Annotated in this window: 17 protein-coding genes; 13 read left to right on the forward strand and 4 right to left on the reverse strand. The window is 43.7% G+C overall.

Annotated features, from left to right (window positions below; all coding sequences use genetic code 11):
* Positions 1-1,569 (reverse strand): two-component system sensor histidine kinase NtrB (locus AWV70_RS19425; protein ID WP_060210176.1); only part of this gene is annotated, 1,569 nt, incomplete at its 3' end.
* A 97-nt stretch (positions 1,570-1,666) separates the two neighbouring features.
* On the opposite strand from AWV70_RS19425, the gene AWV70_RS19430 reads away from it, so the two are divergent.
* The 6 genes from AWV70_RS19430 (at position 1,667) to AWV70_RS19455 (ending at position 11,948) form a co-directional block, all read left to right on the forward strand.
* Positions 1,667-2,716 (forward strand): M42 family metallopeptidase, encoded by a 1,050-nt coding sequence (locus tag AWV70_RS19430; protein ID WP_060210177.1) that lies wholly within the window; start codon positions 1,667-1,669, stop codon positions 2,714-2,716.
* 203 nt (positions 2,717-2,919) lie between these two features.
* A complete protein-coding gene (locus AWV70_RS19435) occupies positions 2,920-4,410 on the forward strand; it encodes a UDP-N-acetylmuramoyl-L-alanyl-D-glutamate--2,6-diaminopimelate ligase (RefSeq protein WP_060210178.1) in 1,491 nt (496 codons plus the stop codon).
* Between the two features lie 133 nt (positions 4,411-4,543).
* On the forward strand, positions 4,544-6,118 hold the full coding sequence (locus AWV70_RS19440; protein ID WP_060210179.1) for a peptide chain release factor 3: 1,575 nt from the start codon (positions 4,544-4,546) through the stop codon (positions 6,116-6,118).
* Positions 6,119-6,356: 238 nt separating this feature from the next.
* Positions 6,357-9,422, forward strand: coding sequence for an efflux RND transporter permease subunit (locus AWV70_RS19445; protein ID WP_060210180.1), 3,066 nt, complete (start codon positions 6,357-6,359; stop codon positions 9,420-9,422).
* A gap of 296 nt (positions 9,423-9,718) precedes the next feature.
* Complete coding sequence (locus tag AWV70_RS19450) at positions 9,719-10,471, forward strand: TerC family protein (protein WP_060210181.1); 753 nt, start codon at positions 9,719-9,721, stop codon at positions 10,469-10,471.
* Between the two features lie 127 nt (positions 10,472-10,598).
* Positions 10,599-11,948 (forward strand): TrkH family potassium uptake protein, encoded by a 1,350-nt coding sequence (locus AWV70_RS19455; RefSeq protein WP_060210182.1) that lies wholly within the window; start codon positions 10,599-10,601, stop codon positions 11,946-11,948.
* Between the two features lie 50 nt (positions 11,949-11,998).
* On the opposite strand, the gene AWV70_RS19460 is transcribed toward AWV70_RS19455, so the two are convergent.
* A complete protein-coding gene (locus AWV70_RS19460) occupies positions 11,999-13,750 on the reverse strand; it encodes a B12-binding domain-containing radical SAM protein (protein WP_060210183.1) in 1,752 nt (583 codons plus the stop codon).
* 204 nt (positions 13,751-13,954) lie between these two features.
* Here AWV70_RS19460 and AWV70_RS19465 point away from each other — a divergent pair, with 204 nt between their 5' ends.
* Together AWV70_RS19465 and AWV70_RS19470 are read left to right on the forward strand one after the other, a co-directional pair.
* Positions 13,955-15,385 (forward strand): ATP-binding protein, encoded by a 1,431-nt coding sequence (locus AWV70_RS19465; protein WP_060210184.1) that lies wholly within the window; start codon positions 13,955-13,957, stop codon positions 15,383-15,385.
* An 84-nt stretch (positions 15,386-15,469) separates the two neighbouring features.
* Entirely contained in the window at positions 15,470-15,910 is a 441-nt protein-coding gene (locus AWV70_RS19470) for a MarR family winged helix-turn-helix transcriptional regulator (protein ID WP_060210185.1), read from the forward strand.
* A 90-nt stretch (positions 15,911-16,000) separates the two neighbouring features.
* On the opposite strand, the gene AWV70_RS19475 is transcribed toward AWV70_RS19470, so the two are convergent.
* Together AWV70_RS19475 and AWV70_RS19480 are read right to left on the reverse strand one after the other, a co-directional pair.
* Positions 16,001-16,642 (reverse strand): hypothetical protein, encoded by a 642-nt coding sequence (locus AWV70_RS19475; RefSeq protein WP_060210186.1) that lies wholly within the window; start codon positions 16,640-16,642, stop codon positions 16,001-16,003.
* A gap of 173 nt (positions 16,643-16,815) precedes the next feature.
* Positions 16,816-17,004 carry a YkvS family protein gene (locus tag AWV70_RS19480; RefSeq protein ID WP_060210187.1) on the reverse strand — a complete coding sequence of 63 codons (189 nt, stop codon included), beginning with the start codon at positions 17,002-17,004 and terminating at the stop codon, positions 16,816-16,818.
* Positions 17,005-17,276: 272 nt separating this feature from the next.
* Between AWV70_RS19480 and AWV70_RS19485 the strand changes: the two genes are divergently transcribed.
* From AWV70_RS19485 to AWV70_RS19505, 5 genes are all read left to right on the forward strand, one after another.
* Positions 17,277-17,456, forward strand: coding sequence for an aspartyl-phosphate phosphatase Spo0E family protein (locus AWV70_RS19485; RefSeq protein ID WP_060210188.1), 180 nt, complete (start codon positions 17,277-17,279; stop codon positions 17,454-17,456).
* Between the two features lie 11 nt (positions 17,457-17,467).
* Complete coding sequence (locus tag AWV70_RS19490) at positions 17,468-18,406, forward strand: AAA family ATPase (protein ID WP_060210189.1); 939 nt, start codon at positions 17,468-17,470, stop codon at positions 18,404-18,406.
* Entirely contained in the window at positions 18,406-19,614 is a 1,209-nt protein-coding gene (locus AWV70_RS19495) for a DUF58 domain-containing protein (RefSeq protein ID WP_060210190.1), read from the forward strand. Before AWV70_RS19490 ends, AWV70_RS19495 begins: the two co-directional genes overlap by 1 nt.
* Positions 19,557-20,798 carry a hypothetical protein gene (locus AWV70_RS19500; RefSeq protein WP_153010058.1) on the forward strand — a complete coding sequence of 414 codons (1,242 nt, stop codon included), beginning with the start codon at positions 19,557-19,559 and terminating at the stop codon, positions 20,796-20,798. Before AWV70_RS19495 ends, AWV70_RS19500 begins: the two co-directional genes overlap by 58 nt.
* A 139-nt stretch (positions 20,799-20,937) precedes the next feature.
* The gene (locus AWV70_RS19505) at positions 20,938-21,807 is read left to right on the forward strand and encodes an NAD(P)-dependent oxidoreductase (protein WP_060210192.1); all 870 of its coding nucleotides are present in this window, start codon (positions 20,938-20,940) and stop codon (positions 21,805-21,807) included.
* The last annotated feature ends 117 nt before the right edge of the window (positions 21,808-21,924 follow it).

Here is a 21,924-nt window from a genome sequence, read left to right on the forward strand (position 1 = left end):
ATAAATCGGGAATGACACGGTCAACTCCGTGCCCGTTTTCCGATGTCCGTTAAATTCGATATTGCCGCCATGATCCAGCACGATTTTTTTCGTAATGACGAGTCCAAGTCCTGTAGCACCGTCCTTTGTCGTAAAAAACGGTATGAACAATTGTTTGTACGTCTCCTCGTTCATGCCATGGCCGTTGTCGCTCAATGTTATGGAGATTGTATTGTTGACAATTGAATTGAAAAAGGTGATATTTCCACCATCCCGCGCAGCTTCTATAGCGTTTTTCATCAGGTTGATAAACACTTGTTTCAAGCTTTCTTCATTCCCGAAAACAGTTGATGGGTATTCCGCTAAAAACAATGAGCAATTGATTTGCCGATTTGTCAGCTCCGTTTTAAAAAGGTCAATCACTTCAATGATCTTATTTTCTACGTCGATTTCCTTCCGTTTTTTAATATTCGGCTTTGATAAAATCAAGAATTCATTCGCGATCAAATTGACCCTCTCAATTTCGCTTTCCATAATTTCTGTGTAAGGTCGATATGGGTTTTCCGGGTCTTCATTCATCAATTGCACAAATCCGTTAACGGAGGTCATTGGGTTCCGCACTTCATGCGCGACAGTCGCAGCGATCTCCCCGATTGCATTCAATTTGATCGTGTCGATTTTCAGACGTTCAGCCTGTAGCTTTTCCGTTATGTCGCGGACGATGACGGATATTGCAATGATTTCATTGTTTTTATCATAGATGGGTGCAATAGTCGTTTCTGCTTCAAATACAGTTCCGTTTTTACGTAGCTCTTTTGTTCGAATGTTTTTAAAGTGTCTGCCTTGTAGCAGAAGTTTTTTGCGCTCGGTCATCCCTTCGATTTCCGATGGAGGTGTAAGTTGTAAGGGTTTCCCGATACACTCTTCTTTTTTCCATCCATACATTTCTTCGAATGCAGGGTTGACAGCAAGTAGCCTTTGGTCAAGTGTGAACACTGCTATCGCATCTTGTGCATGTTCGAAAAACAAGTCTAAATAGCCATCTTTTGAAGAAAGAGTTGCACTCATCACTTCCTTTTCAATAAGCAGCTTTTTCAATTGTGGACCAATTTTCACTGTGAAAATGAATAGCAGCAACATGACGATTACAAATAAGAAACTGAAATAGATGACCATGTTTGCATCTTTGATGGGATGGAAGTATGGGCCTAATATTTGTAGTAAGGCGGTCAGCTCGATTGTCGTTACGATTAGCATTGTAATGTGCAAGTATTTATCATTGTAGACGAGAGACATGATGATAGGGAAAAATAAAAAGAAAAGATAGGGAAAGTCTGCGTTGACGAAGAGCAAAGAAAGAATGTAGAAATTGTTTCCTAAAATGATCAGCCAGCTGATGATCTTTTGGTTGAGTTTGCTGTAATGCGAAAGTCCATAGAGGCTGAGAGTGAATATAGCTGCAGCTGCAATCGGTAATATATATGATGGATTCTCAAAAAAAGGTGATGCGATGAGCTGTACGAAGACGATAAAACCGAAAGAAAAGATGAGATATTTATTTTTTGATTGAATGGGTTGACCGTTTTCCATTGATGCACCTCGGAAAGTAGTAGTAATATAAGTATCATACATCATTTGTTTTATTTAGGAAACAGAAATTTCAGAAAAGAAAATGGGGGAATGGAAAATGCATCAATTGAATGAGTCGAGAACGATTAATTTACTAAAAAGGTTAGTGGAGACGCCAAGTCCGTCAGGCTTTACAGAGAAAGTCATGCAAGTCATCGTTGACGAGCTTGGAGAAATCGGGATTCCGTTCAAACGGACGAATAAAGGGGCGGTCATCGCTACCTTGAAAGGGAATGATGATTCGCGTCATCGTCTATTGACTGCACATACAGATACGCTTGGAGCCATGGTGAAAGAAATCAAAAGCAATGGAAGACTGAAATTGACAATGATTGGCGGTTACAACTGGAACGCGGTGGAAGGTGAGTATTGTCAGATACATACTGCTTCCGGCAAGGAGGTTCGTGGGACGATATTGATGCATCAGACGACAGTCCATGTGTACCGCAATTCAGGGACAGCAGAGCGAAATGCTGACAATATCGAAGTACGGATCGATGAAAAAGTGACGAATGCAGCTGAAACAAGGGCGCTCGGCATTGAAGTTGGGGATTTTGTTTCTTTCGACCCCAGATTTGAAGTGACGCCGACCGGTTTTATCAAATCGAGGCATCTTGATGACAAAGCGAGTACTGCTTTACTATTGGAATTGATCCGCTCATTGAAAGAAAATGAAACGGAACTTCCGAATACGACTCATTTTTACATTTCGAACAATGAAGAAATCGGTTACGGTGGGAATTCCAACATTCCGAACGAAACTGTCGAATATATCGCTGTCGATATGGGAGCGATCGGGGATGGACAAACTTCCGATGAGTACACCGTGTCAGTCTGTGCAAAGGATTCAAGCGGGCCTTACCATTATGCTTTGACAAGGCATTTGACGAGTTTATGTGAAACAGGAAGCATCCCGTTCAAGTTAGACATTTATCCTTATTATGGGTCTGACGCATCTGCTGCAATCCGTGCAGGCTTTGATGTGCGGCATGCGCTGTTCGGCCCTGGGATCGAATCATCCCATGCGCTGGAAAGGACCCATGTCGATTCCTTGAAAGCAACAGCGCAATTATTGCATGCTTATGTATTATCCGAAATGATGGATTGAAAAGCGGAAGGCGCTTGCTCTCAGAGGTACGCAGTCTAAAAGCGCCGCGTCCTGCGGCATTGACTGCATGACCGGCATCCTGCCGGCCTCAGGCATAAGGCGAAGATGCGTCGTGGCTTACTTTGCCACAGAGCATATTTGACTTATGACCCGAGTATCTAGCGCCTGAAGCTAGACAAAGAAAAGCGGAAGGTGGCTTCAGTATGGAGACCGGTTATTTATTTTCAAATTTACCAATAAAGAAAGTGGAAGGGATTTTACCTGATACAGTGACGGATATTGCAGTCGATTCACGCTCTGTTAACGCGGGAGGCGTGTTCGTCTGTATAAAAGGATTTACCGTAGATGGACATGCATTCGTTTCGAAAGCGATCAACAACGGAGCAAGAGTCATAGTGGCGTCCCGTCCCATCGAGGTCGATTTGGACAAGGTAGCAGTCGTCTATGTGGAAGACACGTCAAGGACGGTCTCTTTGCTTGCACCCCGTTTTATGAACTATCCTTCCAAACGAATGAAGATGATAGGTGTAACGGGAACGAACGGCAAAACAAGCGTCAGCAATATGCTTCATTCGGTTTTACGGCATGCAGGCGAAAAATCCGCACTGACGGGCACAATCGGATTCAATTTGGACGGTGTTTTATTTGAAACGGAAAATACGACAGCCGATGTGTTGACGACCCAGCAAATGATCAAGCAGGCAGCTGACGCCGGATGCTCCACGATGACGATGGAAGTTTCTTCACATGGGCTTGTGGAAGGAAGGTTGGCAGGAACCGAATTCGATATTGCGGTTTTCACGAATTTATCGCATGACCATTTGGATTTCCATGGAACGATGGAACATTACGGGCATGCAAAGGGTCTTTTATTCGCTCAGCTTGGACAAGATCTGGAACAGTCGAAATTCGGTATTGTCAATGTGGATGACCCGTGGGGAGAGCGGATGAAGGAAATGACTTCCTTCCCGGTGCTTACATACGGAGTTCAAAATCATGCGGATTTCCGTGCGACAGACATTAATCTGACAGTGAACAACACTTCATTCCACTTGGAATCGCCAGCTGGCGTCTTCGATGTCACGATGGCGCTCATCGGTGAATTTAATGTCTACAACGCTCTTGCGGTGATTGCGGCGTTATATGCAAAGGGGCTTGACATGGGAGTGATCCTTGAAGGACTTGCGGTCATTCCTCCCGCAAAAGGCAGGATGGAGAAAGTCGAAACGGATGTACCGCTGACGATCTATGTCGATTACGCCCATTCGCCTGATGCGATTGAAAAAGCTATCCAGGCAGTGCTTCCTTATAAAGAGGAAGAGAGCAAATTGATATTCGTCATTGGGACTGGAGGTAACAGGGATCGTATCAAACGTCCCATCATGGCTGAAAAGGCATCGATTGCCGATTATGTCGTGTTGACGACGGACGATCCAAGGGACGAGCCGTACGAGACGATCTTAACGGAGCTTGCAGCAGGCATGCGGCATGATCAATACGCATGCATCGGAGATCGGGAAGAAGCTGTCCGACATGCCGTTTCGGTCGCTAAAGAAGGGGATATAATCATCTTTGCCGGAAAAGGGCATGAGGACTTTCAAATTATCGGCAGAGAAAAGCTGCCCCATTCCGATGCCTCCATTGCCTTGGATGAGGCTGAAAAGAAATTCGGAAGAGGTTTTATAGAGAAATGAGTGGAAAAGAGCTGTCACGAGGACGGCTCTTTTCCTTTTCAAAAAAGACTTTGTGCAATGAAGAAAAAATTGTTGAAAATGACTACCAATCTGTCTATGCTTAGAAAAGTGGAAAAGAAGGAGTTCAGACAAAATGGAAAAACCTATACATGAAGAGATTGCATCAAGGCGTACGTTTGCGATCATTTCCCATCCGGATGCCGGAAAAACGACAATGACGGAAAAACTGCTCTATTTTGGCGGCGCCATCCGTGATGCAGGTACCGTAAAAGGGAAAAAGACAGGCAAGTATGCAACATCCGACTGGATGGAAATCGAAAAACAACGTGGAATTTCTGTAACATCTTCCGTGTTGCAATTCGACTACAACGGCAAACGCGTCAATATTTTGGACACACCAGGACACGAAGACTTCAGTGAAGACACATACCGTACGCTAATGGCGGTTGATGCCGCTGTCATGATGGTCGATTCGGCAAAAGGAATCGAGCCGCAGACAATCAAACTGTTCAAAGTATGCCGGATGAGAGGCATCCCGATTTTCACGTTCATGAACAAGATGGATCGCCAAGGGAAAGAGCCGCTCGAACTGATGGAAGAATTGGAAGAAGTATTAGAGATTGAATCATACGCAATGAATTACCCGATCGGAATGGGTAAGGAATTCATTGGCGTATATGACCGTTTTAACAATCGAATCGAGCAAGCGCGTGTCGAAGGAGACAGTCATTTCCTTCCGTTGAATGAAGATGGGGAGCTCGCAGTCGACCATCCGATGACGGAAACATCCTATTACCAGCAGGCGCTTGAAGATGTCTTGCTTTTGAATGAAGCTGGAAATGAGTTTGACGTAGACCGTGTCGCCAAAGGAGAATTGACGCCTGTGTTTTTCGGCAGTGCCTTGACGAATTTCGGTGTGCAGACTTTCTTGGAGACATTCCTTCAATTTGCACCTTCTCCTCAGCCGAGGAAAACGAAGGATGACCAGCTTGTCGATCCGAATTCCGAGGAGTTTTCAGGATTCATTTTTAAAATCCAAGCGAATATGAACCCGGCACACCGTGACCGTATCGCCTTCGTCCGTATCGTTTCGGGCGGATTTGAACGTGGAATGTCGGTCACTGTGCCGCGAATTTCGAAGACGATCAAATTATCGCAGACGACACAATTTTTGGCGGATGACCGCGAAACGGTGAATGAAGCGGTCGCTGGTGACATTATCGGCTTGTACGATACAGGGAATTATCAAATTGGCGACACAGTTGTCGGCGGGAAGTCGAATTTCCAATTTGAAGCTTTGCCGCAGTTTACGCCTGAGCTTTTCGTTCGGGTCACCGCGAAAAACGTCATGAAGTCGAAGCATTTCCATAAAGGAATCCTTCAACTGGTGCAGGAAGGCGCCATCCAATATTACAAAACGCTGCATACGGAAGAAGTTTTATTGGGAGCTGTCGGCCAACTTCAATTCGAAGTGTTCGAACATCGTATGAAAAACGAATATAATGTGGACGTCCATATGGAGCATATCGGCTCCAAAGTCGCCCGCTGGATTGAAAATGAAAGCGACGTGAAGGAATCGATGACGGGGCAACGTTCCATGCTCGTGAAGGACCGTTATGATAATCTCGTCTTTTTATTCGAAAACGACTTTGCGCTTCGGTGGTTTGGTGACAAATATCCAGACATCCGATTGTACAGCCTATTATAAGTACTCACACAACCGGAAGACTCGACATTTCAAGTCTTTCCGGTTTTTTTGAGCGATTATTTCCTAACTAAGATGATTTCTGGTAAGTTGAAGGTCCCGAACTGACGATATGTGTTGAGAAATGAATGATATATTTCCAAACGTATTAATCCACGGAATCATACGTTCATAATTTGATGTTACTAGCGACTTTCAATATGATAGAAGTAAGTGCTTTACAGACGAAAGGGATGTGCAAATGAAAATCAGCAACTTTTCCATAAAACGACCTGTCTTTACGATTGTGACAATGTTCTTAGTCATCATCCTAGGGGCAGTTTCCTTTTTCAAAATCCCGGTGACGCTCATTCCCGAGCTGAATCCGCCCGTGGCAGTCGTCGTCACCAACTATCCTGGCGCTTCCTCTACCGAAGTGAGCGAGAAACTGACAAAGCCGCTTGAGACAAGCTTATCGACTGCGCCTGGATTGAAATCAATGCAATCTTCTTCACAAGAAGGAGCAAACTTCATTCTGCTCATGTTTGACTGGTCTACGAATATCGATGATGTGCAGCTGGACATTATGCAACGAATCGATCAAGTTCAAGTACCTGAAGGAGCGGATGCCCCTAGATTCATGAAATTCGATCCTGCGCAGTTTCCGGTCATCCAGTTGTCTCTTCGGACAAATTCTGCGGAAGCTGACATACGGGATATCGCAGAGCGTCTGGAAACGGAGCTGCGCCGGACGAAAGGAGTCGCGAGTGTCACCGTTACAGGTAAATTGGTGGAAGAAGTCCAAGTCATTTTAGATCAGAAGAAGCTCGAGAATTTCGGCCTCGTCCAATCGGATATTGTACAAGCGATTCAAGCGAACAATGTATCGATGCCTGGAGAGCCGATTGAAACAAATGACGGCAAGCAACTGACGACAAGGATCATGAGCACGTTGACGACCATCACCGATATTAGGGAAGTCATGGTAGGCGCCAATCCGTTGACCGGAGAAAAAGTGAAAGTGAAAGATGTAGCGGACGTCGCGATGCTTGAAGCGAAGACGACATCCGAAACGAGAGCGAATGATCAGCAGGCAGTTCTTATGTCTGTACTGCAGGAATCAGGCACCAATACAGCAACGGTTTCCACGGCATTCAAGGATGCATTGGATCGATTATTAGCCAAAGAGGAATACAAAGGGGTCGAGGCGGATATTTTATTCGACCAAGGCGACTATGTAAAGCTTGCCGTCGGAAATATCGGTCAAACATTATTGCTTGGCGGACTATTTGCGATGGTCGTTTTGTTTTTATTCCTCAGGGGAATTAAAAGCCCGATCATTATCGGCATAGCAATCCCTTATTCTGTCATCGTCACGTTCGTGCTTATGTTTTTTGCTGATTTCTCGCTCAATATTATGACGCTCGGTGCTTTGGCGCTGGGAATCGGGATGCTCGTCGACAATGCTATCGTCGTAATCGAGAATATCGAACGGCATATCGCGATGGGGAAAGACCGTACTGAAGCGGCGCGAGATGGTGCGAAAGAGATCAGCGGCGCTATTACCGCTTCGACGTTGACAACACTTGCCGTCTTTGTGCCCGTCATTTTCATTAGTGGCTTGATCGGGCAGATTTTCACGGAATTTGCTTTGACGATTTCATTCAGTCTTTTCGCCTCCCTTGTCGTCGCGTTAACAGTCGTTCCGATGATGGCGAGCCGCATGCTTAATAAGCCACAGAAGAATATCGAAGCGAGAAGGCGCCGCTCGAAGACGTTGAACAGATTTGAACGATCTGTCAAATGGTCTCTCAGACACCGTGCTGTCATTTTAGCATTGACGCTCGTTCTTCTTGTAGGCAGCGGGTTTGGTTTATTCAAGGTTGGAACTGAATTTCTTCCGCCGACGGACGAGGGGTTCTTCAGCGTCTCTATTAAGATGCCGAATGGCTCATCGTTGTCTTCCACGGAGACGATCGTGAAAAAGATCGAGGACAGGCTGAAAAAAGAAAAAGATATTGATGTTTACGTCAGTCTTATCGGAGGAACGCAGCAAAGTATGGCGCAAGGCGGCTCAGAATCAGACCGAGCTGAAATGTACGTAAAGCTTGTGCCTCTTACAGAAAGGAATCGGTCGGTATTCGAGTTCGTCGATGATGTCCAACCTGATGTGCTCGATCTTGTTGGAGAAGAGGCAAGCGTCAGTTTTGAAATGCAGACTGCGGCCGGATCGAGTCCGAATACAGTAACCTTCACTTTGAAAGATTCAAATGAGGATAGGCTGAATGAATCGGTAGCTAAACTTGATGAAGAGCTTGGAAAATTGGATTCGGTTCTTGAAGTGTCAAATAATCTCCAAGACACTGTTGAGGAGGTCCATATTGAAGTTGACCGTGAAAAGGCATCTGACCTCGGGTTGACCCCTTATCAAATTGCACAAACCGTCAATTCGATTACTCGAGGTCAATTCGCTTCACAATTTGTTGATAAGAATGAGAATGTTGTCTCAGTCATTGTTCAATACGATGAAAGGTATCGGAATAGCATCGACAAATTAAAGCAAATCAAGTTAAGATCGCCATCGGGAGGGTTTATCCCTCTGAAGGATGTTGCGACGATTTCAATAGCAGAAGGTCCGGTTTCCATCCAGCGGGTTGACCAAGCTCATTCTGTTTCTTTCAATGTCAAATATGAATCGTCATTGACATTAGGGGATATGACTGAAAAAGTAAATGAAATCATGGAGAAGATCGATCTGCCTGAAGAGACGGAAATGTCATATGGGGGCGATCGCGAACTGTTCGAGAATGCGATTGACGACATGCTTATGGCCGTTTTGCTTGCCGTTGTCCTTGTTTACATCGTTATGGCTGCTCAGTTCGAGTCGTTCAAGTATCCGTTTGTCATCATGTTCTCCGTGCCTTTGATGGTGATCGGGGTGGCAGTAGGTTTATTCGTGACAGACACGCCGGTTAGTGTGACTGCGGTCATCGGCATACTCGTGCTTGTAGGTATTGTTGTCAATAATGGTATCGTTCTCGTCGACTATATTAACCAGCGGAAAGAGGCAGGAATGTCATCATATGACGCCATTATCGCCTCTGTGAGGGATCGTGTGCGGCCGATACTGATGACCGCCTTGACGACAATATTGGGACTGCTGCCACTTGCGCTAGGCATCGGTGAAGGGACGGAAATGAATCAGCCGATGGGGATAGCTGTCATCGGAGGTTTGATCAGTTCTACATTCCTTACGTTGTACATCGTTCCGATCATCTATAGCTTATTTGATCGGCAAACAAGAAAACGCGCAATAGAAGTTGAATAAATAATAAAATTCGGAGATGCAAGTCTCCGGATTTTATTACATGTATTCTTCACAAATAAATTGAGTCCGGACAATTTTAATGGTATAATTTCTTAATAAGCACTCAACAACTTAATAATTCTTTTGACAGTTGTCAAAGGGGAGTAGCTATAGGGCAACCTATTTCATAGTCGTCAATACATGGCAAGTGCCATCGGTTATGATAGCAGGATTTGAAACAAAATTTCTGACTTAGCGAGACCTTTGCCTTTATTAGGTGAGGGTTTTTTTATATGGAGAAATAAGGAGGAAATAAGTTGGAAGCAATACTATTGGAATACGCATGGGTACTTGTTGTATTGATCGCACTTGAAGGATTGTTGGCAGCGGATAACGCGGTTGTCATGGCTGTCATGGTGAAGCACCTTCCGAAGCCCCAACAGAAAAAAGCATTGTTCTATGGATTGCTTGGTGCATTTGTCTTCCGTTTTGCTGCTTTGTTCATGATTACGTTTTTAGTGAATATCTGGCAAATCCAAGCATTGGGAGCGGCGTACCTCTTATTCATCTCAATCAAAGCCTTATTGGATAAGGGGAAAGACGATGAAGATGACGTAAAGAATCCAAGGAAGAAATCCGGTTTCTGGATGACGGTATTAAAGGTCGAGCTCGCAGATATCGCATTCGCTCTAGACTCGATGCTTGCCGCGGTTGCATTGGCAGTCACGTTGCCGGAGCTTGGTGATTTTCATATCGGCGGCATAAACGGCGGTCAATTCGTTGTGATGCTGCTCGGCGGAATCATCGGCTTGATTATTATCCGTTTTGCAGCGAGACAATTCGTTGTGCTGCTTGAAAAATTCCCATCTCTTGAAACAGCTGCTTTCCTAATTGTTGGCTGGGTAGGGGTTAAATTGGTTGTCCTGACATTGTCACATCAGAAGTTGCAAATCATTGATGAGGCATTTCCGCACTCGACAATCTGGAAGTCGATCTTCTGGGTCGTTCTTCTGGCAATCGCTGTTGGCGGTTACTTGACGGCTATTGCGAAAAATCGAAAACAGGCGTAAAATAATCCGACCGGTACATGCTAAAATGTACCGGTCGAAAGTTTTTTTAAGTTGTTTTCTTTCCTTTTGAGCGAAAGTTCACTAAGATGGAAAGATGATTCCCTCTTTTTAGAAAGGTTCTGATGGCATGAAAATCACAAGGGAAAGTCTGCATAGATTCACCCCTGCACAAGTTATCGTTTTTTATTATTTCTTGGCAATCGGATTTTCCTTCCTACTGTTGAACTTGCCTGGTGTTTATTTACCCGGGGTTGAAGTCAGCTTCATAGATAGTTTGTTCACTGCGGTAAGTGCGGTGAGTGTGACAGGATTGACTCCGATTAGCATTGGAGACACCTATTCGGTCTTCGGGTTATGTATGCTTATGCTCGTCCTGCAATTAGGCGGCATCGGCATCATGTCGATCGGTACATTCTTTTGGCTATTGGTCAAGAAGCGAATCGGTCTGCGGGAACGTCAACTTATCATGGTTGACCATAACCAATATTCACTGGCAGGAGTCGTCGGCCTCATTAACCAGATTGTTCGGATCATCTTTTTGATTGAAATTACAGGCGGAATCATTTTGACATTATATATTATGCGGTATTACGACACTTTCAGCGAAGCTTTGTTGAATGGGATGTTCATGTCGGTATCGGCGACGACAAATGCCGGTTTCGATATTACGGGTTCTTCCTTGCACCCTTATTTCGATGATTACTTTGTGCAAACGGTCATTATGATTCTGATCATCCTTGGCGCCATCGGATTTCCCGTACTTATAGAAGTGAAAAGCTTTTTCTCGAAAAAGGTGCCGAATTTCCGTTTTTCCCTCTTCACAAAAATTACGACTGTCACGTTCGGGCTGTTACTTGTATGGGGGGCATTGCTCATTTTCATTTTGGAGTCATTTCACTCCTTCAAAGGGCTTGCGTGGCATGAAAAGATCTTTGCTTCGTTGTTCCACTCTGTATCTTCTAGGTCTGCGGGGTTGACGACATATGATATTACACAATTCAGTGACGCGACGGATATTTTCATTTCTTCCTTAATGTTCATCGGAGCTTCTCCTAGTTCAGTAGGAGGGGGAATCCGGACAACGACATTCGCCATCGCGCTTCTGTTCCTGTTCAACTTTGCGCGCGGCAATAATGTCATTAACATCTTTAGGCGTGAAATCAAACTAATAGACGTTTACCGTTCTTACGCAGTCATCCTGCTTGCTGCGGTGATGGTCATGACGGCATTGCTCATTTTGCTCATTACAGAAAAGGATGTTCCGGTCGTTGCACTGTTATTTGAAATCACTTCCGCCTTCGGTACATGCGGCATGTCTCTCGGAATTACATCCGATCTATCGGTTATCGGTAAATTGATCATCATGGTTCTCATGTTCATCGGGCGGGTCGGTCTCATTTCGTTCCTTTATACGTTAGGAGGAAAAACGAATAAAAAACCTTACGCTTATCCTAAAGAACGTGTTATCATCGGATGAAAAAAGCATCTTCCCTTAATTCCGATAGGGAGGATGCTTTTTCTTGTTTATCATGCCATGCTTTTCTCGGTTTGTAGAAAATGGAATTGTGGGTTTTGCCCTTTGCAGAAGAAAGTGACGAGGTAGCCGTCTTCTTCGGTTACGTCATGTTCAAATGCTTCCATTGGTCGTACTGCGACTGGGGTGATGAATGTATGTTTCCGGATATTTCTCTCGGTGAGACGTGTCGGCGTTGCCATTTTGCTAAGCAACTCTTTATCGTCTAAAATCAACCGCTCAATATCTAACAATGTCTCCGGCTCAATGTCATTATTCCACCATATGTGTCGAGGTTGGAATGTATGGTGCGCCAAATAATCGAACTTCATTAGACTTCTGACGATATTCATATTGGCTTTTTCATATTCAAGGAGGAACTCTTCCAGCCTAGTGTATAAGTCTTGCAGCTGATGGCCAATCCTCGACCAGCCTTTCGTTTCCCAAAATGTACCGAATTGCTGGAAAAAGTCGAACGGCGTTTCGAAAACTTCCGATACGAGATACTCAACAGTGCGCGGCATGCGATTGTCATTCCAATACTTTTCAAGGACATCTTCAGTCTGTTTGATACGTAATATGTCATCGAAAGTGAGGACGTTGTTGGATAAGATTTCGTATGGAGCTTCGTCGATATAGGTGTATCCGTATTGTTCCGCCTGAATGCGCAAGCCTGTCCCTCTCAATAGCTTGAGGAAGCCTAACTGCAGCTCTTCAGGGCGCATCGCAAACACATCGTTGAATGTATTTCTGAATGAGTCATAATCCTCTTCCGGCAACCCAGCGATCAAATCAAGATGCTGCGCGATCTTCCCGCCTTCTTTTACCATGGTGACAGTCCTCGACAGTTTTTCGAAGTTCTGCCTTCGCTTCACAAGTTCATTCGTCAAGTCATTTGTCGATTGGACGCCAATTTCAAAACGGAAAAGGCCTGCAGGAGCATTTTCGTTCAAGAAGTTGATAACTTCCGGCCGCATAATGTCCCCGGTTATTTCGAATTGGAAGACAGTGCCTGGTAAATGTTCATCGATAAGAAATTGGAACATTTCCATCGCATAGCTCCGACTAATATTAAATGTCCGATCTACGAATTTGATTGTCTTCGCACCATTTCTCATTAAATAGCGGATGTCTTCCTTCACGGCGTCCCGATTGAAATAGCGGACACCGACTTCGATGGAAGATAAACAGAACTGACAAGAGAATGGACAGCCTCTGCTCGTCTCGATATACGTCACCCGATTGGCCAGATGGGGAACATCTTCAGGGAATGTGAAAGGGGATGGCAGTTCGCGTAAGTCAAGCTTCGGGCCTGGAGCAGTCGATCTTAGCTTTCCATCCTCCAAATAGGCGACCCCTTGCACTTCATCGATGCCAATTTTTCCTGCATGATAATCGAGCAGCTGTTTAAAAGTTCTTTCTCCTTCACCGAGGACGATAAAATCGATTTCAGGAACTTTTTCCAACCATTTATCAAAGTCATATGTAACTTCAGGTCCTCCAGCTATGATGACCAGCTCCGGATTCGTTTTCTTTAAAATCCGTATTACCTTGATGGATTCTTCGATATTCCATATGTACAAACTGAATCCGACAATATTTGGCTTTTGTTGATAAATATCTGATACAATGTTCAAAACCGGATCTTTAATTGTGTATTCTGCTAAAATAGGTTCGTATTCGGGCATTGCATATGACTTCAAATATCGGATGGCGAGATTTGTATGAATATATTTTGCATTTAGTGTTGTTAGGACTATGTTCATGTTGTTGCTCCTTTGTTATAATACTTACGGATGATAATAGGGAATTCAATTTAGTTATAAAATACTATTTTATTACGACTGATTATATGAAATAATCAGAATTGAAGATGCTTTATTTCGTAAAAATTCAATTTATCTGTTCCCGTTCGCATGAAATCTTGTCGTTTCACATACTGTTTGGTAATAGGTACAGGAGGTATCAAATTGAGTGATTTCGATAAAATAAGAAAAAGTGTGTCATTCCTGATGGATGACAACTTTCGACCGTGTTTGATATTGCATTTAAATGGAGACATTTATTCTGAGAATGAACCATTTAAAATACACTTTGACATGAAAAATAAAAGAAATATCAATGAAATCATCAATCCGACTTCCATGCATGACTGGACGAGATTTTCTGAACGGGCAGGAAATTCGGAACACACTTTGATGGAAATAACACTTATAAGTTTCCTCGATAAAGAAAAAAGCCCAGTCCAGATGCATTTATTCTATATACCGGAAATAAAAAAAATCATAGCGATGTTCGAAGTGCCTGGTCTGAAAAAAATTCCGTCTCTCAAAACATATTATAATGCATTCAAACAATCTGCCAACTTCATGTTGTTGGTGGATCCGCTTGGTGAAATTATCGATGTGAATGAGATGCATACTGTTTTTATTAACCAAACGAGAGATGAACTGATCGGCCATAACCTCGTAAAAGTATTAGCCATCGTCGATTCGGACAATAGCGAGCCGCTTGAGACCCATTTTGAAAAGGTGAAGGAACAGGGAAGTGTCCAATCCATTACAACGTATCAAAGATCGCCGGACGATACAAGATACTACCATATAATAACCTACTATGATAGCGATACGAATATGTTTATCGTTCAGTTGTCGGATGCTACTGAAAAAGAGAACCTTCAAGTCCAGCTGGCGCACTCAGGTTCATTATCCGCTGTCGGACAAATTGCGGCAAGTATTGCCCATGAAATAAGGAACCCAATTACAACATTGAAGGGATTTACGCAACTTCTGAAAGTATCTGCCACTGAAGATTCCATCCGCTATATTTCAGTCATCGAGGATGAAATCGAAAGAATGGAATCGATTTTAGGAGAGATGCTCGTCCTATCAAAGCCGTCTGAAAAGAAAAAATCTGTATTTTCCTTAGAAGTATTGGTCAGTGATATGGTTTCAATACTTTCGCCAAAAGCGGTCATGGACGGAATTGAAGTTGTTCAACAGGTGGAATTGAGTAATAATCCACATATCTTTGGCGATCCGGATAAAATGAAACAGGTACTTTTGAATTTATTTAAAAATGCATTAGAGTCCATGCAGGTCGGAGGAAAGCTCTCCATTCATCTCTTAGAATCTGATGAAAAACTAATCCTTTCCATAACGGATACAGGAAAAGGGATGACGCGCCACCAAGTGAGCCAAGTTTTCATGCCTTTCTTCAGTTCGAAGCCAGGTGGAACGGGCTTGGGACTGCCTTTCGTATTAAAAACTGTGGAAGACCATGGCGGAACAATCGCCGTAGAGAGTCAAGTCGGTATTGGCACGAAATTCATATTGACTTTCCCTAAAGCGAAAGATGGCGCATCTGCTCCGTTAAAAAGCAAGCAGTCCATCGTCTCTTGAATCGATTCGTTTTGACACATTCGTCCATTTATAGCTATAATAGTGTCGAGTCGCTGATAGGAAAATAAAAGGTGGATCCGAATTATGGTAAACGATACAGAACGTGCATTGAAATTATTCATCGTCCTTTCAAGGGCAAGCAAAGTTGTCTTGGAAGAGGCGAATAAACTGATAGAATCTTATAAGCTGAACCCTACGGAGTTTGCTGTCTTGGAACTTTTATATCACAAGGGAAGGCAGCCGATTCAAAAAATCGGACAAAAAATACTGCTTAGCAGCGGATCGATGACATATGTCGTCGATAAGCTTGAAAAAAAGGGGCTTATTGAGCGCGTATACTGCACAGAAGACAAACGAATCACGTATATGTCCATCACAGCTGCCGGTAAGGAATTGATCGAAGAAATTTTCCCTTCTCACGAAAAGAAGCTCAATGAATTGATGTCCTCCCTTTCGGAATCGGAACAGGACATGGCAATCGAGTTGCTACGAAAATTAGGACTATCGATTAAGAATCTTTCATAATTGGATTCATAAAACGCCGAACAGGCATAACCTGTTCGGCGTTTATTTGCGTCCAGACTCCGGGCGGGCGCCCTGCGATTTTGTTATCGTTTATTGTATCGTCTGTCCCATATTCAAGAAATCAGTTTTGTATTTTTCATCCACATTGTCGAACAAAGTCAATCTTACAACCATGCCATCCTTTTCAAAAACGACTCCGGTAACTGGTCCCGTTTCTGAGTCCACTTGGAACGCCTTGGCATTCTTTATACCCTTATCCTCGACATCCGAGTAGACATCCGTCAATTCTTCAGGCTCTTCGCCATTGCTTGCGGCTTTCAATACCTCTTGCATATTATCTACTAAATAATCATATGATCCATCTTCAGCAGGTTGAGTTTCAATTCGCATGAAAGCGTTCGGGTTTTCATCTGCATATAGGCTATCCCGTCCAGGCTCTTCGCTTGTTAGCGTATAGCCGGGCAATACTTCTATCGCATATGACTGGGCATCGCTTTTTGTCAGTACAGCATCCGCCATATCTGCAGCGGAATCCTCACTGCCTACACTTGTAGAACCGGACCCAGCATCGCTTGACGTTCCGTCTGTCGAGCTGCCGTTTGTCCCATCGACGACTTGTCCGGGCTCATTTGCATCTGTCCCATCTTGCTGCTTCGCATTATCAGTACCACAAGCCGTAAGGAGAATCACAGCCGCAAATCCTGTGCACACCATTTTCCAATTGAATTTCATTGAAAATCCCTCCTATTCATTTGATCCCGCATTAACTGGCAGTAAGACTACCACCAAGGCTGGGCAGCAACTGCCAGTAAATGCCCGATTGGTTCAACTAACATACAGTGGGGTAAAGTACCCCCCACTGTATGAAGTTTCACTTTATTGGACGAACGAGAGTGAAAAATGTTTCATTCATCACTGCCGTGAATGATCGTATATCGTTTATGGTTGACGACAGTCTTTTCCTCCAGTTCCAGTTCATCAAAGTTCTCCATATATGTCAAATCGACGATTACAGAGTTCTCATTCACTTTCTCTACAATTCCTTGTAAGCCATCTTTAAACTCTATAATATTTCCAACTTCTGCGATTTTCATAATCAAACAGCTCCTTAAACAGATTATCTTTTATAGTTTGCCTTAAAAAGGCCGTGACGTAAAGTGTTTCAATCTAAAAAAAGCGTTTTTATGTCTTGCGGTAGCAGGCAGCAAGAGTCCGATTGGTTTAGCTAACATTCAGTGGGGAAAAACCCCTCTCCGTTGATTGAAGTTTCTATTTATCGGAAAATGTCGTAAATTGAATTACTTTTTTCGAATAGAATCGTGTATAATTGTGATTTAGGTATATCTACACTCAGGGGGTACTGCGCATGAAACAGATATTGGAAGCTGAAATTGAGTCGACGCGCAAGGAATTGATTACCGTAGCGGGCAATAAAGGCTTATCTTCAATGGAAACATTAATCATAAGTGAAGCGCTCGATCGTTTGATCAATGAATACAATTCCCTAGAAGAGATGCCTGGACAAATGGAATGGATTGAGAAATAGAAAGGGTGGTTATGTTGGTAACAATTAAAGACTTTCGAAATGAATTGAATCAAGCTGTCATTGGCAGGGAAAAAGAATTTGACCTTATGCTGATTGCATTATTGCAACAGGGACATGTATTGCTTGAAAGTGTTCCGGGGTCCGGAAAAACGATGATGGCCAAAAGTTTTGCAAACGCTTTTAAAGGGGACTTCAAGCGTGTGCAATTTACACCTGATGTGCTGCCATCGGATGTGACGGGCATCCGATATTTCAACCCGCAGTCACAGGAGTTCGTCCTAAAAGCCGGTCCTGTCTCAACGAATATATTATTGGCGGATGAAATAAATAGAGCGACTCCTCGTACACAATCAAGCCTTTTGGAATCAATGGAAGAAAGACAAGTGACAATCGATGGGGAAACACTTTCTTTACCGACGCCTTTCATGGTCATCGCAACGCAGAACCCGATTGAATCCCAGCAAGGGACGTTCCCTTTACCGGCAGCCCAACTGGATCGGTTCCTGTTCAAGCTGAACATCGACTATCCGTCTTTTGAAGAGGAACATGAAATATTGCAACAATATGGCAAGAACCCGGGACAAATAATGACTGAGGCTGTCATTGACGCGGAAATGGTCCAAGCTTGGGCAAAAGAAGCTGCTGAAGTGACAGTCCATGCAGATATCGAAAAGTATATATTGAAAATAGTACGAGCTACTAGAGAGCATCCTTTCCTAGAGCTTGGCTTAAGTTCCCGTGCAGCTCTTGCCATTTTACAGGCAACCCGGACAAAAGCTTATATTGAGGGAAGAGACTACGTAACTCCTGATGATGTCAAACACATCCTCCCTCCGGCAGCGATGCATAGAATGGAACTTTCGACGGAAGGGGTATTGACGAAAACGATTGAAGAAGTGCTGGAAGATATCATGAATTCCATCACAGCACCATTAGAGGCGACGGTCTGATGAAGTGGATACGCTATGAACATGGATTTCGATCGATCCATCAAGGAATGGCAATCACTGCCGTCTTTTTCTTATTTGCCTTCATTTATATGCAAGTGTGGTTAGCTGCATGTTTTGCCGCAGTGTTTGCGATGCTTGCCTTTCAAAACATCTACTTTTCAAAAGTGGGAAAGGACCTGTCAGTTTCATTTCGATCGAAGCAAAAACGGATACTCATCGGTGAAAGTGAAGAGCTGGTCATGGACTTCGAAAACGGAAGTGTCCCAATTTGGAATGGGACGATGACGATTTCTCTCGAAGACGCTGTTGCACCAAATTCAGACCATACAAAACATTATAGTGGAATTTATGATTTGACGATTCCCTTTGCAATCGGTAGCAATAAGAAAGTGGAAATCCGAGTTCCACTTGAAGGGAAGAAGCGGGGGTTGTCAAGGGTGACAAGGGTCATGTTGGAAATCCCTCATCTATTTGGGGATGGTTTTGTCAATATGGAACTGGATGAAGCTGTTTTCTACCAAAGCCTTGTATACCCTAAAGTGAGACCGCTCGGCAGGGAAATAAAATCTTCCCCCTACAAACCGGGGGAAACAGAACGGAAGCAATCATTATTCATGGATGCATTCCAGCCGATTGGTACGAGGGATTATGTACCGACGGACCGCTTTGACCAAATCCACTGGACAGCAAGTGCACGAATGCAGAAACTGCAAACAAAGGAATTCCTTCCGGTCAGTTCGCAAAGCGTTACCCTTATGCTGAACACGATTGAGAAAGACAGAGGATTTTTGGATTTTGAAAAAAAGGTGGAGCGGCTTGTTTCCTATGCGGATTACTGCATGAAGAACAATATTCCGTACGCCGTCGCAATTAATATAAGAAGCTTCGGGAAAACGCCTTATTTATGGCTGCCAAGCGGATCGGGTAAAGTGCAGTTCCAAAAACTGATGGTCATGCTTGCAAAAATTTCGGATAAGCACGCAAAACTATCTTTTGAGGAAATGCTTCGGCAACTGGAAGGCTCTGGGCAAATTCCGCAAACTGCCGTTTTGATCACACATGAAAATGATCGGATCAAATCTCTGTCAAAACAATGGCAGAAACGGTATGAAGTCATTTTGGACAATTCCCATGAAAGGAATGAAAGGGTTTGGGACAATCAAATTATGGAGGAGACAGAAACCGATTTAACCTCTCTGAGCGTCTAATTGTTGAGATGTTCCTCTTATCCTACTTATTCGTTTTCTTTTTAGGGGAAGTTGGAACTGCCATGCCATACATATGGCTGTTCATTTCGATAGTTGGAGGGGTCGTCTCCTTTTTCCTGTTTTACAATCGCGACTATTCGATAGGGCTTGGCGCCGGATTGGCAGTGGCACTAACGGCTCCGTTGCTGCTCTTGCAAGCACCGCTCATGAACGTTCTCCTTTTCTTCGTCTATGTCCTGTGGAGGATTCAGGCGAATTTTAATGGATCACGTATTCAAGGATGGCCTTTCTTATCTGTGAATACTATTGTTTTTGTTGTGCTATATTTCTTGTCGCGTCTCCTTTTTGCGTTTAATAATCCGAAAGAATTGATGCTGCAGCAGCTATTGCTCTATTTGATTACTACTTTCCTTTACTTTGCTATACGTATGGTGACAATCTATGTGAATAGCAGGCAATTGGGCAATTTCCATGTGAGGGAGGCAGGCAGGATTTTCGGCTATATCATCGGATTGGGTGCTCTATTGTTTGTCGTCGTCTTTTTTGCACTTGATTCTGTTAGAAGACTCTTTTTAGCTGTATTCGGTTTTCTTTTTGGCGGCATCTTTACTCTTTTTGGAAAAGGCATGGATTCAATCCTTGAGTTCTTCAAGTCAGGGGCTGAGCGTTTTATTGATGAAAACTTGGAGGAAGAGGAAGGGTTCGTTGATTTTGAAATGCAAGGGGAGCTGGAGACGTTTGGTAAGACCTCTTCCATTTTTGAGTACACGTCCCTTGGGCTAGCATTTGTCATCTTGATCGCCATCGCCATTATCCTTATTCGGAGAAAAGGGAAGCAGCGGCACGTTGGAAAACAGGAGACGTATTCATTCTCTTTCAAAGGGAAGAGGGAAAAACCTGAAGTGCAACGTCAACTCCTGTATGATTACTCGTCTGCCCGGGATGAAGTACGGAAGACGTTCGAACAATTCGAGAAGGAAGCGCAAACCTATAATTACAGTCGCATGCATGGGGAAACGGTAAAAGAATGGTTCTCTCGCATGGGCTGGAAACAGAATGATTTGGTATTATCGGTGTATAATGAAGTACGATATGGCTCACGGACGCCATCTGACAGTGAGCATTCCATGTTTATTCACGAGCTTGAAGAAATTAAAAAAACTTTTTTTATAAAAGAGGTTTAAGAAGATTTCAAACGGGGGACATTATAATTGAACACAGCAACATTCTCATTTCCCCCTTTTGAGGACGGACCCTATTATAGGATCTGTCCTCCTTTTTTTGTTGTAAACGCTTATAATGGATAAAAAGGGAGGGAATATAATGGTGAAAAAGAAAATTGCATTCATTGGAACAGGTGTGATGGGCAGTAGTATTGTTAAGCATTTATTGAAAGCTGATTATGAAGTGTCTGTATTCACACGGACAAAAGAGAAAGCGGCATCTCTCGTAGAACAGGGAGCACGCTGGGCTGAAACAGCTGGACAAGCAACTGCCAATGCGGATATCGTAATGACGATGGTTGGATACCCGTCCGACGTAGAAGAGGTCTATTATTCAGAGAATGGTATTTTGGCCAATGCACAAAAAGGAATGATGTTCATCGATATGACGACATCCAGTCCAGCTTTGGCTATAAGGATTGCGGCTGATGCTGAAGAGAAGGGGATTTCCTCTATCGATGCGCCTGTTTCTGGTGGAGATGTCGGCGCGCAAAATGGGACGCTTTCGATTATGTGCGGAGGCAATGAGCAGACTTTCCAAGAAGTTCTTCCGTTATTACAAGTGTTTGGAAAACAAATTGTCTACCAAGGTGAAGCTGGAGCTGGCCAACATACAAAAATGTGTAACCAAATTGCGATTGCGACCAATATGATTGGGGTGTGTGAAGCGTTAGCTTATGGAAAAGAAGCAGGCCTCGATGCCGAAACGGTTCTCGAATCCATTTCCTCAGGAGCAGCAGGTTCTTGGTCGCTTTCGAACTTGGCGCCAAGGATCATAAAAGGGGATTTTGAACCTGGTTTTTACGTTAAGCATTTCCTGAAGGATATGAATATTGCTTTGGCAGAAGCGGAACAGATGAAATTGCCTTTACCTGGTCTGCAGTTGGCAAAAGAAATGTATAATGAGCTTGTCGAAGAATATGGCGAAAAAGGGACGCAGGTTTTATACAAACAATATCGACGGGCATAAAAAGCAAGATGTCCTGTACCCAATGAAAAAGGACTGTTCCGGCAAATCAGTATGACTGATTGCTGGAACAGTCCGCTTTTGTACGTCTAGACTCCGGGTGGCAACAGCTTGGGTCAT

This window comes from Sporosarcina koreensis, assembly GCF_001531445.1.
GTDB lineage: Bacteria > Bacillota > Bacilli > Bacillales_A > Planococcaceae > Sporosarcina > Sporosarcina koreensis_C.

Bases quoted from the DNA above. Each gene is read 5' to 3' on its own strand.
- AWV70_RS19430 (WP_060210177.1), top strand. From the start codon at position 1,667: ATGCATCAATTGAATGAGTCGAGAACGATTAATTTACTAAAAAGGTTA.
- AWV70_RS19435 (WP_060210178.1), top strand. From the start codon at position 2,920: ATGGAGACCGGTTATTTATTTTCAAATTTACCAATAAAGAAAGTGGAA.
- AWV70_RS19440 (WP_060210179.1), top strand. From the start codon at position 4,544: ATGGAAAAACCTATACATGAAGAGATTGCATCAAGGCGTACGTTTGCG.
- AWV70_RS19445 (WP_060210180.1), top strand. From the start codon at position 6,357: ATGAAAATCAGCAACTTTTCCATAAAACGACCTGTCTTTACGATTGTG.
- AWV70_RS19455 (WP_060210182.1), top strand. From the start codon at position 10,599: ATGAAAATCACAAGGGAAAGTCTGCATAGATTCACCCCTGCACAAGTT.
- AWV70_RS19460 (WP_060210183.1), bottom strand. From the start codon at position 13,750: ATGAACATAGTCCTAACAACACTAAATGCAAAATATATTCATACAAAT.
- AWV70_RS19470 (WP_060210185.1), top strand. From the start codon at position 15,470: ATGGTAAACGATACAGAACGTGCATTGAAATTATTCATCGTCCTTTCA.
- AWV70_RS19475 (WP_060210186.1), bottom strand. From the start codon at position 16,642: ATGAAATTCAATTGGAAAATGGTGTGCACAGGATTTGCGGCTGTGATT.
- AWV70_RS19480 (WP_060210187.1), bottom strand. From the start codon at position 17,004: ATGAAAATCGCAGAAGTTGGAAATATTATAGAGTTTAAAGATGGCTTA.
- AWV70_RS19485 (WP_060210188.1), top strand. From the start codon at position 17,277: ATGAAACAGATATTGGAAGCTGAAATTGAGTCGACGCGCAAGGAATTG.
- AWV70_RS19490 (WP_060210189.1), top strand. From the start codon at position 17,468: ATGTTGGTAACAATTAAAGACTTTCGAAATGAATTGAATCAAGCTGTC.
- AWV70_RS19495 (WP_060210190.1), top strand. From the start codon at position 18,406: ATGAAGTGGATACGCTATGAACATGGATTTCGATCGATCCATCAAGGA.
- AWV70_RS19505 (WP_060210192.1), top strand. From the start codon at position 20,938: ATGGTGAAAAAGAAAATTGCATTCATTGGAACAGGTGTGATGGGCAGT.